We start from the raw sequence: 15,203 nt of genomic DNA on the forward strand, positions 1-15,203 counted from the left end.
TTAGATTGAATACACCTGACCGTCAATCAACAGCCGAGTAATTCCCTTAGCTAGCAGGTAAGGCGCAGCTTTTTGCAGCATCCGGCCGTCAGGAATCTTGAAAACTCTTTGATTGCGAGTGGCAAATCGGCGCGCTACTCGGTGATTGTCAAATACTGGCAGGGTTTTTTCGCGAATTTCGATCGCCGGAATTTGACCGAGTTCGCCAAAAGCTTTCAAAGGTCTAGTGATTAACTCCGACGCCCGATCGACTACTAAATAGCAAATTTGGGGCACGAATGCTTCGCTTAAAGGCAAAACTTGAATCACCCCAGTAGCCCGAAACTCGCCCGAATCCCCCGACATCGAACCCAGCAGGCTGGCTTCAAACAGAGAATCTTCATCCTCTAAATCTTCGTCGAAATCGTCCGCGTCGTCATCATCTAAACCGTCCTCATCTAAATCGTCCTCATCTTCCTCGAAATCGCTAAAATCTTCACCCGCCACCTTTTCTGCTTCTAAAAGCACAGGTTGCTGTTCCCCATTCACAGCAGCGCTGTCGCTGCGATCGACATCGGTTGATAAAGTAGTATCTGGCAAAGCCGAAACCAAATCCGACTGGGCATTGGATAAAGAACGCTTTGTCGGAGTCGGCCTCGAATTTGAGGCTGATTTCGGGACCGGGACTGACTCCGACAGGGGGACACCTGCAGGATCGGTTTCGCCCTCAGCAGCCGCGGATGCAGTCTCATCTTTCGGTTCAGAAACTGTGCTGCTGGTGGAGGAACGCTTTTGTTTTTGCTGGACTAGAAATTCGTATTCCGACTCCGACAAAGCGCCCTGAATGATGCGCCTGACTGTCGAACTACTTACTCCGTAGCGCTTTGCTAGAGTGATAGTATTCTCGTCCGACTGTCGGTACAGCCGCAGGAGTTCCCGTTTGTCTGAATCGGAGAGTTTTGTAGGCGTCATGCCAAGTTTTCCAGCAAAAAAATGTGAAAAAACGCAGGAAGTGCGATCGGCGAACTGTGATTTTTCATTTGTGATTTCAAGTTGAGAGAGGCAGGCGAGCGTAAAAAAGCTTTCGCCTCCCCATCTCTTGTTTCGGACATCCCAGTCTCCAATCGCTACGCAGCGCGGCGACTCCGCCTGCTCTGGCGAGAACGGGTTGAGATGTCATGTTCCAAGATAGCTCCTATTCCGAACAGGATGGCGCTGAAAACAAAAAAGACTTCCAGCAAACTACCGCTTTGATAACTACCCTCAGCCTGAGTATCGCGCCATTTAAAGTACATATCTGCGACGTAAAGCGAAAAAGTTGCAGCCGCAATCATTCGCCAAGATTGCGAAAAACGTCCTCCCCAAAACGCCAGCAGCAGTGCAGTAGCGATAATCAGCAGGAAAACGTCCCCGACGATGTAAAACAAATTGATTGCATAGGCGTAAGGCGACAGTATTTTGTCAAGTGCTACAATCCATCCTGGAGCTTTAGTTGGTTCTACTGCTTCTTCAGGTGCCTCTACAGCAGCGGCCGCAGCCGCTCCTTTTGTCTTTGACTTGGACGAATCCAAAGCAGGGGCGGAGGCTGTTGGTTGGGTTGCTGGATCGGTTTCTGTTAATATTTCTAGACTCGGTGGCGGAGCCATTCCTAGCTGCGCTCTCCAAGAGTTTGGTGCCGCAACCCAGATAGCTACGGCAATTCCGAAGGCTGCAATTCCTGCTAACAAACCCCACTGCCAAATTTCTAAATTCAGCCGCTTTGAAGTCACGGCGGCAACCATGCCCCCAATCAGTAGCACGTAACTGCCCAAATAAAAGGCATCGGCTGGGGAAACATCCGGGTTTAACTCGAAATAGAGTTCCCAAATCCCGAACAGCACTCCGCCTATAAAATAGAAGAGCATCCCTAGACCAATGCCCAGCCAAACGTTGCGCCCGCTGACCATGTGCGGGCTTTGCCAGTTTCTAAAACAAACTAAAGCTGCTCCTAGGTATGCTCCGCATTCAAAAACATAGGTGCCGATCGAGTACCAAAGAGGTAAGCCCTCTTCTGGTGAGAGGGGAACGCTGAACAGCAAAAAGAACAGCAGTGCCATTACAGCCCAGACAATGCCCACAATTACTAGGGTCTGAGCTGACAGTAAAGATGCAGATGTAGATGACTTTTCTGAAGTGCTACTCATAGGGATTTCACGAAACCTAACTAGCGGTTGAACCCACCCCATCTCAATTTGTGATTGTAGATGAGGATTCTTTCGCCAAATAACCTTTGTCTGACGCTCCCGGAAAAACTGGCGTCCTCAGCGTGCCGTCGGGACTTTTGCCCTCGTACACTAAGAGAAAGACTAAGCAAGAATAATATCTATTTACTAATTCGAGGAATTAGTTGTTAGTCGATCTTTTGTCCGGAAATAATAATAAATGATAGAAGTAAGGTCTGTGTCTTCACCATTAAGGCTTTTACAGTACCAAATCCATCTCTGAAATCATACCCTCAAATGTTGCTGTCTCTGTTTTTTTTGTTTCGCACTACCCCAATCAGATCGATGATTGTGAGTGGGGACTGCGATCGAAATTTAGTTAAATTGCTAGACTGTAGGTGGCACCAAAACCGACTCAACAATTTGGTTGTTCGTACAAGTTGGCATTCCCACGTGTATATCCCGTACCCCCTACAGTGCAATTATCTCAGCTTAATTATCTGCTGCCAATTGTCTGAGCAATTGTCAAAGATTGTTTATGCTGCAATCCATAACTTGTTGAGGGCTGATTGTTTCAGCCAATCTAAAAATTGAGTGCGCTCCGGTGCTGGCATATCTTGCAGTACATCGCTCACTCCCTCAGCGAAGCCCGTATCGCCAAAATATGATTTGCCCAAACGGTGGAGTTCTTGCAATAAGGTTTTGAGATGTTGCTCTTGCCAAGGGGGCACCTTATGATTTTGCAAGGGACTAACGGTCAGCCAATTTTTGATCGCATCAGCCGAGTCTGCCTGGGGGAAGTTGCCCTGCTGAAATATCTTGGCGATATCTTTCTGAAACGATGCGGCTTGCCTTGCGCCTAAGAGGTCTTCTACATCGAAGTAAACAGCTTGGAGCAGCAGCAGGCAACCCTGCGCGAACAGCGGTGATGATGCAGATTCTGTACCTGCTTGTTCTTCACCCGCAAGCTGATCTAAACGGACTTTTCCCCAGACGCTATACCTATCCGGCTCTTCTAGCAGAACGCAGGCTTTGCCTCGATTGTCGGTTAAGTCCCGCCACAAGGCTCTGGCGTCTTCTGCTTGTTTGCCGTTGAAGGCGCTGATCAGGCGAAAAGTCTGCCCCTGATAATTGAGAATGGGAATTTGTTGATCCCGTTTTGGATGTTGATAATTGGTTATTTCAACGTCCTGCCGTTTCAGAATAAACATGACACTGCGATTTGACTCCTGTCATGGCCGAGGTGCTGTGCTTGTGAGGTTCCCCTAGCCTTTAGGTTTGGGGATTCTTGATTTAATGAGTCCACTTACATTAGCAGGATTGCCCTCCTCAAGCGTTGCGATCCTTTTTTTGCTAACTAATGCTAACAAATTTCTCAGTTGAGATTGTTTCTCAACCATGGCGTTTCAACTAATGCACTAAGGAAAAAATTCCCCGCGCACCAGGGAATGCTGTACTGGCAACGCTTGATTTTCGCGATCGTACCGATCGGGCGATCGACTATTTTGCTTTGATGTCGTAGAGGAACCTTATATATTGGCTCCGTACCATCAGGGATTTGCACCTGAGTCTTTCACTCCTAGTTCTACCACATTTTGATCAAATATCAAGTTGAGCCGAATGTTACCAAACATCGCTCATGAGCGATAAGTTAGTCACCGAGGATCGACTTGTGACTCAAATCCAGAGACTAGATCTGGTTTTTTGGTAATACGATCGCTCCTATCGTCTCGGTTTTTGACATTGAGGGCGATCGCCCTTGATGCCCTATTTTTGTAGATCAAACCGATTTCTGGATAAATTATCAGATATTTACTTGCTCGATCGCACACTGCACCGATACAATAATGTTGTTAGCGATTTTTGAGTTGGGTGCGTAACTCAGTTGGATAGAGTAGCTGCCTTCTAAGCAGCGAGCCGCAGGTTCAAGTCCTGCCGTACCCGTTAAAACAACACTATACACAGCAATGCTTTCAGACGTTTTCGATTTGAATGGCGAGACTGGTTCAAACCTTGTTTGTCCTGCATTTGTTCCGAATTCGGTCATCCCGCACTAAGTCAAATCTGTAAAAAAGTCCCGCCGGCCCAACTGCTACCCATTTTCCCGCTTCCCGATCGACACTACTCATCTCCGCATCTGTTGGTCGCCGTCGGTGTATTATCATAAAAAAACCATCGTGTCAATAGCCTGTCGCTGGCAAAGTTAAAACAGCGACCGCTGTTGTGGGCCGAGTAGCCCTCAAGAGTTATCCTTAGTTCAGGCTAGTTTCCGACAGGTTTGGATAATGATCCCAGCAAATATATTGTATATTCCCCAAGATTTAATGCTATTGCCCTACGACACCGCGATCGATCGATTAAAGCCCCTATTAGCCCAAGCAACCGGAATGCCACTAATTGCATCGGACAATACGGCAACAATTGCACTCTTATTGCTTTCTGTGGGAATTCTGGGTTGGGGATTTTATCGCGCCAGAGATCAAGGCAAACTAGGAATTTTGGCTTGGTTGCAGTCAGTGGCGCTGATGACTCCTTGGCTGCTGTTCTTTGGTTTGTTCGCCGCCGGGATTTACCTCAATCTAGTGGCAGTATTGTTGCTGCTGGTGGCATCCACAGGATTATACATTTATCTGGGCCGGCAATTGCGTCAGGCTGCCTTGGATGCAGTGCTAAAGTCGCGCGATACTGCCCAAGAAAAGCCCCAAACCGATGGTTTCTCGCCCCCCGACTCGCAGCCGACATCAGCCAAAGAAACGATTAAAACCGTCACCTCGCCACCAGGAACCAATGAAGTAGAAATAATTCCTGTTCCTGTTGAAGACCTCAAGGCAATTCAAGGCATTTTTGGCATTGATACTTTCTTTGCCACAGAAACAATTCCCTATCAAGATGGGGTAATCTTGAAAGGCAATCTCCGGGGAGACCCCGAACAAGTACACTCGCGTTTGACCGCAAGTTTGCAAGCAAGATTAAACGATCGCTACCGCCTATTTTTAGTAGACAATCAGGACGAAAAGCCGGTAGTTATTATCTTGCCAAGCACAAATGACCCGCAGCCAACTACCGTATCTCAAAAAATCCTAGCAGTCGTGCTGCTGCTGGCAACAATTGCTACTAGCTTGGAAACTGGCGGTTTGCTGCTAGGTTTCGATTTCTTTGGTTCGCCGCATCGATATCTAGAAGTTCTGCCAGTGGCGGCGGGAATTTGGGCGGTTTTAGGATCGGGAGAAATTGCTCGCCGAGTGGTAGCAAATAAATACAATGTTGGTTTGAGTTGGCCGTTTTTTATACCAACTTTGCAAATAGGTTCTTTTGGGGCGATCGAACGTTTTGAGTCGCTGCTTCCCAACCGTAAAGTTTTGTTTGATATCGCTTTTGCCGGATCGGCGGCTGGCGGAATAGTTTCTCTCCTAATGCTGATTACAGGTTTGCTGCTTTCTCACCCCGGCAGTTTGTTTCAAATTCCTGCAGAATATTTCAAGGGCTCGGTTTTGGTGGGGGCTTTGGCAAAAGTGGTGTTGGGTTCGGCTTTGCTGCAGCCGATTGTTGACGTTCACCCACTGGTAGTTATCGGTTGGTTGGGCTTGGTAATCGTGGCGCTTAATTTGATGCCTGCAGGACAGTTGGATGGGGGTAGAATTATACAAGCAATCTACGGCCGCAAAATTGCCAGTCGCGCGACTTTGGCGACGTTTGTAGTGCTGGCGATCGCTTCTTTAGTTAATCCCTTGGCTCTATATTGGGCGATCGTGATTCTGATTTTACAGCGGAATCTGGAGCGGCCGAGCCTCAACGAACTGACTGAGCCTGATGACGCTCGTGCGGCTTTGGGTTTGCTAGCTTTGTTTTTGATGATTGCTGCGCTTTTACCCTTGACTCCGGCTTTGGCCGGCCGTTTGGGAATCGGGAACTAACAGCAGCCGCCGGTCTTTGGTAACAGACTCTGGCGTTGCAGTAAATTAGTCAAATCTAGGAATTGGGCGATCGAACTGGGGAACTGAAGGCGACGGTATTCCTAACTACTAATTTCCAATTAAGGGCGCGGCCCCTAGCAATTTATCTTTTACCGAAAGTAGATTTTTGAACAACCCAAAATTTGTTTAAACTCGATCGAGTTTAAATAACTTATCTGAACATCTAGGATAAAGTCATGGCTAATCAACTTCCTCCTATATTGGTAACTTTTGATGCAGATGTTTTGATGGCTGGCAGAACCCAAGTTTGGCAAGAATATGCCAAGGTGGGAACTTGCTATATCCCGGAAGTAGTGTACGACGAAATAGATCGTCTTACCGGCGAAGCGGTGGAACCGGCTATCGAACAAATCGCTAAGGAATTTATGCGCTTTTTTGCCGAAAGCGGCTGGATTGCAACTGACGCTCAAGAGACGCACCGAGGTCTTGAACCTTCGATCAAAAATCAAAGCAAGCAAGCAATGCTCGTGGTGGCGACGGCTCAGTGCGTTTACGGTTTGGCTCAGGAACACCCGGAGGCTTTGTTGATTTTTGTGTCAAACAGCCAGCCTCTACTGAAGCGGCTGGCTTCTGTCGGGGCTGCGAATCTCTGCGGGATTACCGGGGCGATGCTGTTAAATTGGGCGAGGAAAGGGGAACGCCCGCCGGCGGTGACTCAGCAATTGCAAAGCTTGATGCGTACCCTCGCCGATCGCCAATCGACTCAGCGCTCTAACAGCAGAATTCAGGATGTTGCTGTCGGTAAAACCGGGACTTCTGCTAGCAAGTTCACGGGGATGCGCGGCACTTCTGAGTTGAATTCGCCGATCGCTTCTACTAAAACTAATCACACGGGTTTCACTGGGAACCGCAGTGCGACTCCGCGCGCCAAAAAGCCGCCCCGCATTCGCGAGGAGTCGAGAGATTACGAGCCGGCTGTATATCGGATGAAAAATATTACGCCACCTAAAAAAAGAAATAGCAGTTTTTTGTCTGGTGCGTTCAATTTTTTGGGAGCGTTATTTTTCTTGACGGTGGCGGTGGGTATTTTGTGGCGAGTATTTGATGTTAAGGGTTTTAGAAAAACTTTTGTGCCCGCTCTACCGCAGCCCGTGCAACAATTTGTTAAGTCTATCGACCCCAAGTAATCGACAGTGTCACTCTTTTAACAATGTTGAACAGGAACGAAATAATTGGTCAATTTGCCTATATTATTGCGAGTTGTGCCTATGCTTTAGTGTTTTTTGTGCTTCTTCCCTTCACACAGTATGATACGCCACCGGTTTGGATTGTGGCAATGGCGATCGTCCTGATTGTAGCAATGAATTGGCTGCTGTCTTCATCGTTGCTAGCTGGGTGGAGTTGGGTGGCTGCATTATTTGCTTGTCAGCTCGTACTGATATTTTTTGGTATCGTGTTTCTGGGAGATGGGCTGGTACTGCCAAGTTGTTTGTTTTTCGGAACTATGGTACTAGGAGTTGCGAGCGTTTATACCAATTTCTTGCCACAAAAAACTCTGCTAATGGTGGGTTTGTTGACGGTATTTTTTATGGCTTCAATGTACTTATCTGTGATTGGTGGCTATGTGCTCAAAGGCAAAAATCCGTTTCATGGTTCTTCTACCCAGATGCAGCCGCTGTTGAATCAAAAAGTAGAAATTATCACCGACAATCCCAAACAATTGTATTTGAATGGCAGAACTGGGGAACTCACGCATATTAACCGTTATGAGGTGACAGTGAAGCTAGATGATGAGACATTGATCTGGCCTTATGTCTATGTTTGGTGGCAGGATATCCAGGCGGCTAACGAACAGAAACCTTCAACAGTTGAGAGTTGAAGCAAATATGGGTTCTTAGTCTTTAACAACGCTGAAAAACTTGGTTTCACCCGCCCTAGTGTGTCATATCAATTCCGGTAACACCGGAATGATTTTAACTGTTAACTGTTAACTGTTAACAGTGAATTGACTATTCCGATTGTTGACAGACAATTTAAAGCCAAATTAGATCGCCAGCATTGTCCACTGCATTAACTGCTGCCACTCAGCAGATTGAGCTAATAAATCTGCATCGAATTCATTCCCCGCATCCCGCGAAAATTCTGCAAAACAGTCCGCCCAATTAATTACTGTTTCCACAGGCAAATAAGGCGTATAATTCCAAGAACGCTGCAAAAACTCTACCATTTCAACAGAATGCCCGGTACGGTACAAATACCAAGCAATCCAAACTAAGGTACTGTACTTGATTTGCTTTTCCAACAAACGTATTTTATCGGGCAATTCGGGGCGGGCAAAAAAATTGTCCGTGACGGCTGCGAGGGATTTAGCCTGCGGTAAACCTTTGTACATGGCGCTTTGTTCGTGCTGGCGGTAGCAAACAGTTATTTGCTGCAGCCAATCTGCTTCGCATCCCATTAAGGCTAAACGCAGCACTAAATCTGTATCTTCTGCTGGGGGAAATCGAGGGTCAAATCCGCCGGCGCGCTCTAACCAATGGCGGCGAAATACCATCGCGCTAGGTAATACTGGTTTCCACCGCAGCCACATTTCTAAGTCTAATTTAGGGACGTTTTGCCAGGGTTTTACATCTTTTATGGGTTCGCCTGTACTGTTGACTTGACGCCAGCCACTGTGGACTATTCCTAGATTTGGTTGCGCTGCAAATATAGCGATTTGTGCTGCTAATTTGTGGGGTAAAAAGTAGTCATCTGCATCGAGAAAGGCGATGAATTCTCCTCGGGCTAGCTCAATACCGCGATTTCGGGCGATGGAAACTCCTTGATTTTGTTGGTGAATGTAACGAATTCGATCGCCATATTGCTCCAAAATTAATCTGGTGTCGTCTCGGGAACCGTCGTCTACTACAATAATTTCCCAGTCTGTATAGGTTTGGTGCAGCACGCTATCTACGGCTTGGCAGATGTAAGCTGCACAGTTGTAAGCCGGAATTACCACGCTTACCTGCGGGGTTCGATCGCTCATAGTTAAAATATTAAGTTTGATGGATTATAGCAATTCCAGCGAAAAATAAGGTATTGATTCCTCAATCCCTCAATCCGTCAATCTCTGATGATGTTAACCGCAGATTTCAAGGTTACAAACACTGATGGACGCAGATACATTCAATTTTGTTTGCGATTGAGTGCAACTCAAGTCTCATGACTGATGACTGTCACGGTTGAGAGCTTGCTTGCGGCCTAAATGATTGTAGAGTGCGCCTGAGGCTGATCCGCGCGATCGGCAGCGATACTTTTTAAGCAGAATTTTGGTTCAAGAATTTACTAAGGTAAGTTGGTGCGAATTGAGTAAATCGTGGTGGCGCGTGGCTAAAGGGCTGCGATCGCCTTTTGCCTTCAAATACTTATCAGCTATTTGCACAACCTGTTCTGGACTCGCAGGCTTGCTCAAAAAATCGGAAGCACCTGTTAATTTTGCTCGCGTGCGGTCAATTATACTGGCTTGACCTGTCAAAAACACGATCGGAGTTTCGCGAAAAGCCGGTGTTTTTCGCAAAAAATTGCACAAAGCAAAGCCGCTTGTATTCGGCATCACTAAGTCCATAAAAATTAAATCAGGCTTGTGTTTGGCAATAATGCCCACTCCCTGCATCGGGTCTTGAATTTTTAGGACTCGATACCCTGCCGGCAATAAAATTTGCTCTAAAAATTCGCAGACTGTGGGACTGTCATCGATACAAGCAATCAAAGGGCGACCGGGGCGGGCGATCGCAGCGGCAAGGCGCCACTGTTCGATCGGCGATGGTAAATCTGGTACTGTGCGGAAATTTACTAAACCTTGCTTGATGTAATTAACTAAAGCGCGAGTTGCCACTGTGACGCACTGTTTTTTCTTAAATGCAATATCCCAAAGAGTATTTTCGCCGTTAAAGACGTTAGCCAAAGCCATCAAAGAATTAGAACTAAATCGATTTTTCTGCAATTCGGCGGACGCTTTTAAAAGCGGTGCTTGTTCTGGATCTACCAGCCACAGACCCATTGCTTTCCACTGCTGCCAAATTTGTTCTGTAGAACACAAAATTTGCTCTACTTCCGTTACGGACAGCATCAAAGTAGAGATAACTTTAGAAAAATATTTTGAAGAGGGACGCCACTCCCGGCGCAAACCCGATTGACCGATCAGAGCAAAGAACACTTCGGAAATGCTGCTGCGGACGATCGCCTTAGCTTGTTCCAGGCTCATTTCGCTGTCTGCTATCCCTCGTTGAAGCAGTTGATATTCCCAAAGTTCCCCAGCATCAAGGTCTCTAAGATCGACTTGAAAGTTGCGACAGTGTTGCCCGATCGCCCTGTACCAGCGCCTCGCCCTGTGCGATCCTCCTGTAGCATAAACCAAACAACCCTGAAAAAAGTAAAGTTGCCACTGTTGTTCCCCTTGTTCTAACAGGAGTTTTCCAGTTGCTTGTTTTTGGCCGAGCACGGCCATAGTATGGGACAACATTTTGTATCCGATTGCGGTAGCAGACATATCAACTCGCATCCCCTGTACTCTGTTTGTACCATTATATAGCTGCTGAGTTGTGAACAATAACAGTAATATTACTGAATTTTATTCATTAAAAAAAACTTTGTGCTGCGAATTTAACCGCATCATATCATGTCAGATCGATGACCATAACCAAAACGAATATGTGCCGACAAGAGTACCCAATCGATCGAGCGTACTCTTGTCGGCACCGATCCAATTTTGTTGTTATCAATACACCATACCCAGGATCGGGTCGGGGTATCAATCCCCTAGAATAATGCAACTCCTTTGCCCTGGTTGGAAACCCTTAATTCATCAGCCATTTTCAATTGTTCAATTTCAAACTTGGAGGGCGACTTGTCCGAGGAGCGTAGCCGAAGGAAGTCGAAGTATTTCAAATGGTATAATTCCCCTCGGGAGTGTTAGCCATGAGGGTGCAAAGCCTCTCGATCGCACTAATTAATAGCTAAAATTATGCTGACAACTAAAAATTAATTTTCCTCGTTATCCTTGGGAGGTACTGGATCGTAACCCCCAGGATGAAAAGGATGACAGCGCAAAATCCGCTTAACGGCCATTGAACTGCCGCGGAGTGTCCCAAATTTTTCTATGGCTTCGATCGCGTATTGCGAACAAGTGGGCTGAAACCTACAGGCGTTAGGTAAGTAAGGAGAAATCACCATTTTGTAGCATCGAATTAATCCGATCGGCAATGCTTTCACAATTTTCACCTCAGCGCTGGATTAAGTTAATCGCAAAATCTTGTCCCATACCGCTGAAAGCTAGGTTAATCCACAACATCCCCAGCGGTTTCCGCAATCGATCTTGCTTGAGTTCCCCGACATCTACAACTTCAAATCCGATGTTTTGCGCGAGATTAGTGACAATTTTCTTGGCATCTATATTGTCTCCGCAAATAAAAGCGGTTGCTGTTTGCGAACAGAAGTGCAAATTTTTTAAACAGCTTGCGCTGATGTTGTTAAAAGCTTTCACAACTTGCGATCCGATCGCCCATTTTGCAATTTCTTCTGCCGCCGAAGTTGTGTGTCCGATTGTCAGTCCTGCAGCAAGTCCAGCGGGTGTCAGCTCGATCGGATTTGTAGCGTTAATAATAATTTTTCCAGTCACATCTCCCGCAGCGGCGATCGCCTCTTGCGTGCCATTCCAAGGCGTTGCTAAGATAAAAAATTGACCGTTACTGGCAGATTCTACAAGGCTAGTGGCTCGTGCATTTCCTATTGTAGAAGCTACAGCAGACTGTACTTTTGCGCTCTGCGGATCTCTGACACCAAATACAACCGAGTGACCTTTTTGACTTAAAATTCGTCCCAGAGTTCCGCCAACATTTCCCGCGCCAATTATACCTATTTTCATTTTTACCTCTTGGATAACTAAAGCACAATTTGAGGAGACAATATGGTACTTGTTTCTGAGGAAGCTACTTGACCGATACCTAAGAATTTACCATTTGTATCGTAAACTTGCAAGGGATAGGGAGGTTGGGGTATTAAGTTTAAGTTTGCGGGGGAATTGTTCTGTGTTTCCTGCGGTGTTATTGTTTCGGGAATGGGGAGGCGCTGTCCTTGAAACCAGCGTTTGGTATATTCAGGAGAAAGGACGATCGCGCCTAGGTGTCCCAAAACCACCGAGGGCAAAATCGGGCTGAATGTATTCTCCTGTATTTGCTGTTCCAATTCTGCAAAAGTGAGACTTTGGTCGATCGAGAAACCGCTGCTTTCGGTACGAGTCAAACTAGCCAAAGTACCGCCTGCATTCAACAGTGCACCCAAGTCCCGCGCGATCGCCCGAATGTAAGTACCTGGCCCGCAGGCGATCGACAAATCCAACTCAGGAAAATCCCCCGGCCGCCAATCCAAGATTTCCAGCCGAAAAACCTCAACATTTCTAGCAGCCACTTCCAGAGTTTCGCCTTTTCTAGCTAACTCATAAAGACGTTTTCCTCCCACCTGAACCGCACTAAAACTCGGCGGAAACTGCTCAATTTTTCCCAGAAAATTCGGCAGTGCAGCTTGGACTTTTTCTAAACTCAAATCCGGCACAGGTTGAGAATGGATGATTTCTCCTTCTAAATCGTCGGTAGCGGTACTTAAACCAAACCGAATCGTACCTCGGTAAGCTTTATGGTGTTGGAGAAATTGCAGCAGTCTGGTTGCTTTACCCAGGGCGATCGGCAAAACGCCAGTCACCGCAGGATCGAGGGTTCCTCCGTGTCCGACTCGCTTGAGTTGCAATATTCGGCGCACTCGCCCCACGCAGTCGTGAGATGTCATGCCCGCAGGTTTGTTAAGATTGAGAAAACCGTCTATAGTCATTTGTCAGTTGGCAGTTGTTAGTTGGCAGTTGTTAGTTGGCAGTTGGCAGTTGTTAGTTGTTAGTTGTTAGTTGGTAGTTGTCAGTGGTTAGTTGGCAGTTGTTAGTTGTTAGTTATTTTAGCCTGAGCGAAGTCGAATAATCGTTATCAATTATTAGCATTTTATGGGTCAGTTTTAGCTAATAATACATGATAAAAATGAACAAAAAAAGCAAGAATTACCCTTATCTATTAGTCATAAATCAATAGATATTAGCATTGTTTAGGGTAATATTAGCTAATAACATATGATACAAGTAACTAGAAAAAAGGCAAAATCTGCCCTCTAATTCATCATTCATTATTCACCATTCATCCGTCACTGGTCATTGGTCAGAAGGAAGTTCGGCAACGGATTTTTTGACAAGTTTCAGGAATAGATGGAAGAAGGTAGAAGGAAGTTGAAAAGTTTTGAGATATCTTGGTTACTGACAACGCCCAAGCCTTACCTGAGTTGAAAACTTCAACATTAAAAACTTCAGATTCAAAAGTACCCGCAAGCTTAATTCCCAATTACCAATTCCCGATTATCGATTCCCAATTAAAAAATAAAGTCCGCCCTAGGGATAGAAGTAACTCCCAATACAGTAGCCAGAATTTCCTTGCTGCTTGTAATTTGAATAATTGTACTCGTCGAAGTTCCAGATCCAGCGAAAATATTGAGTTCGCCAAAGGTGAGGCCGGCACTCAAGCGAATTTTATCAGTACCAACAGTAAAATCGGTAATCACATCGCCATCTGCAAAACGCCCGATCGCAAAAGTATCATTTCCAGCGCCGCCAGTTAAAGTATCTCTGCCGCGATCGCCCGACAAACAATCATCGCCAATACCGCCAAACAGCGAGTCGTCACCAGTACCCCCAAACAGGGTATCATCGCCCGCGCCGCCCAACAAAGTATCGCTATCTTGGTTGCCAAATAGCAAATCATTGCCCTCGTCGCCGCTTGCCGAGTCAGCACCTTTGCCGCCGTAGACAGTATCGTCGCCCGCGTTGCCGAAAACGCTGTCGCGGGCTGAACCGCCAAACAGCAAATCATTGCCCGCGTCGCCTGTAATTGAGTCGTCGCCGTCGCCGCCGTAGAGGGAATCGTTTCCCCCCAAGCCGAAAATGCTGTCAGCCCCGCCCAAACCGAATATCAAGTCTGCGCCCCCAGTACCGCTGAGGGAGTCGGGGCCGCTGGTGCCATTCTTGGCCTTCACTGACCCTCCGGGGCTGGTACCACCGCTGGAGGGGGTTGGAGTTGTGATGATGATAATGTTAGGTACTGCTGATGGCATGATTTGGCACAGTGGTAGAAATTTGCCATTCTAACTTAGCTTAAAAGCCGGAGTTATCAGCTCGTCAACCGCCGAAATTAGAAATATCCATCGCACCTGCGACAGCATAAGATTCGCACAAAAAGCCCTGCACCATGGAGCCGTCCTCCAACATTAGCGTACCGATTCCCAGCGGCCACTTAATTTGAGCGACAAATCGGCCCAAAGTTGCGATCGACCACTCCCAAACTTCGACGTTGGTAAAAGCAGCGGGAACCCCCCGCGATCCTGCGGTATCGGTATCCAGAGTATTTTGGGTGCGATCGGTCTTCTTTTGTTATTGGAGAGGGGATGGGGCGATCGCTATTTGATTATTAACAGATAGATGTAGGGTGCATCACCTGTGATATCGTTTCCGCTTGTATCGGAATGATTTAACCTTATTAGTACGCAGAGTACACAGAGTCCGAGAATATATATCTGAATCATTCCGATGCTACCGGATTTGATATGACAGATAGTTTGGGCAAAAAATGCCAAAGTGACGCACCATGCAAAATATTTAATTAATAAATAGAGTGACCGCAGATAACAGACAGATAAACGCAGATAACTTCAAGAGAGGAGAGTGCATGAGTGCAAGAGGTTTCATAATTTTTTTTTAATCGCACTTCTGAACTTCTATCTCAACGATCGCATAAAAGCATTCAGCGCATCATATTGATCTGCCATCCGCGAATAAAACTCGATCGCAAGAACTTACCCATTAGACCAAAGAAACCGGGTTTTTTAGCTAATCTGTGGACTATAACGAAAAATTTTCGTAAAACCCGGTTTTTGACCACCCGTGCGTAAGTGCTAATACAAATACAGAATTTTCCCCAAACAAAAAGCGCCCCTATTTCTAGGAGCGCTTTTTGTAATCTCAGACTAAAACTTAGCCGTTGATAGA

General features: G+C 46.4%; 13 protein-coding genes and 1 tRNA gene. 4 read left to right on the forward strand and 10 right to left on the reverse strand.

Annotation, left to right across the window (positions count from 1 at the left end; genetic code table 11):
* The 3 genes from QUA01_RS07400 to QUA01_RS07410 form a co-directional block, all read right to left on the reverse strand.
* A complete protein-coding gene (locus QUA01_RS07400; RefSeq protein ID WP_333088374.1) occupies window positions 1-951 on the reverse strand; it encodes a hypothetical protein in 951 nt (316 codons plus the stop codon).
* Between the two features lie 155 nt (window positions 952-1,106).
* Window positions 1,107-2,162: a hypothetical protein gene (locus QUA01_RS07405; RefSeq protein WP_333088375.1), complete on the reverse strand. Its 1,056-nt coding sequence runs from the start codon at window positions 2,160-2,162 to the stop codon at window positions 1,107-1,109.
* A 554-nt stretch (window positions 2,163-2,716) separates the two neighbouring features.
* A complete protein-coding gene (locus tag QUA01_RS07410) occupies window positions 2,717-3,391 on the reverse strand; it encodes an Npun_F0813 family protein (protein ID WP_333088376.1) in 675 nt (224 codons plus the stop codon).
* Window positions 3,392-4,050: 659 nt separating this feature from the next.
* Between QUA01_RS07410 and QUA01_RS07415 the strand changes: the two genes are divergently transcribed.
* From QUA01_RS07415 to QUA01_RS07430, 4 genes are all read left to right on the forward strand, one after another.
* Window positions 4,051-4,124 (forward strand) — tRNA-Arg (locus tag QUA01_RS07415).
* 443 nt (window positions 4,125-4,567) lie between these two features.
* Window positions 4,568-6,094, forward strand: coding sequence for a site-2 protease family protein (locus QUA01_RS07420; protein ID WP_333088423.1), 1,527 nt, complete (start codon window positions 4,568-4,570; stop codon window positions 6,092-6,094).
* A 236-nt stretch (window positions 6,095-6,330) separates the two neighbouring features.
* Window positions 6,331-7,281 (forward strand): PIN domain-containing protein, encoded by a 951-nt coding sequence (locus tag QUA01_RS07425; protein ID WP_194068072.1) that lies wholly within the window; start codon window positions 6,331-6,333, stop codon window positions 7,279-7,281.
* 23 nt (window positions 7,282-7,304) lie between these two features.
* Window positions 7,305-7,973 (forward strand): hypothetical protein, encoded by a 669-nt coding sequence (locus tag QUA01_RS07430; RefSeq protein WP_333088379.1) that lies wholly within the window; start codon window positions 7,305-7,307, stop codon window positions 7,971-7,973.
* A 165-nt stretch (window positions 7,974-8,138) separates the two neighbouring features.
* On the opposite strand, the gene QUA01_RS07435 is transcribed toward QUA01_RS07430, so the two are convergent.
* The 7 genes from QUA01_RS07435 to QUA01_RS27340 all read right to left on the reverse strand — a co-directional run bounded on the left by QUA01_RS07435 (window position 8,139) and on the right by QUA01_RS27340 (window position 14,558).
* Window positions 8,139-9,119: a glycosyltransferase family 2 protein gene (locus tag QUA01_RS07435; protein WP_333088381.1), complete on the reverse strand. Its 981-nt coding sequence runs from the start codon at window positions 9,117-9,119 to the stop codon at window positions 8,139-8,141.
* A gap of 288 nt (window positions 9,120-9,407) precedes the next feature.
* A complete protein-coding gene (locus QUA01_RS07440) occupies window positions 9,408-10,622 on the reverse strand; it encodes a response regulator (RefSeq protein WP_333088383.1) in 1,215 nt (404 codons plus the stop codon).
* 491 nt (window positions 10,623-11,113) lie between these two features.
* Complete coding sequence (gene yidD, locus QUA01_RS07445; protein ID WP_194012858.1) at window positions 11,114-11,344, reverse strand: membrane protein insertion efficiency factor YidD; 231 nt, start codon at window positions 11,342-11,344, stop codon at window positions 11,114-11,116.
* Window positions 11,345-11,354: 10 nt separating this feature from the next.
* Window positions 11,355-12,083 carry an NADPH-dependent F420 reductase gene (locus QUA01_RS07450; RefSeq protein WP_442921533.1) on the reverse strand — a complete coding sequence of 243 codons (729 nt, stop codon included), beginning with the start codon at window positions 12,081-12,083 and terminating at the stop codon, window positions 11,355-11,357.
* Window positions 12,014-12,955, reverse strand: coding sequence for a tRNA pseudouridine(55) synthase TruB (gene truB, locus QUA01_RS07455; RefSeq protein ID WP_333088389.1), 942 nt, complete (start codon window positions 12,953-12,955; stop codon window positions 12,014-12,016). The genes QUA01_RS07450 and truB overlap by 70 nt, the downstream gene beginning before the upstream one ends.
* A gap of 579 nt (window positions 12,956-13,534) precedes the next feature.
* Entirely contained in the window at window positions 13,535-14,272 is a 738-nt protein-coding gene (locus QUA01_RS07460) for a calcium-binding protein (RefSeq protein ID WP_333088392.1), read from the reverse strand.
* A gap of 64 nt (window positions 14,273-14,336) precedes the next feature.
* Complete coding sequence (locus tag QUA01_RS27340) at window positions 14,337-14,558, reverse strand: allophanate hydrolase-related protein (protein WP_442921534.1); 222 nt, start codon at window positions 14,556-14,558, stop codon at window positions 14,337-14,339.
* Between the last annotated feature and the right edge of the window lie 645 nt (window positions 14,559-15,203).

The sequence above is a fragment of the Microcoleus sp. S36a_B3 genome, from assembly GCF_036700745.1.
Classification (GTDB): Bacteria; Cyanobacteriota; Cyanobacteriia; order Cyanobacteriales; family Microcoleaceae; genus Microcoleus.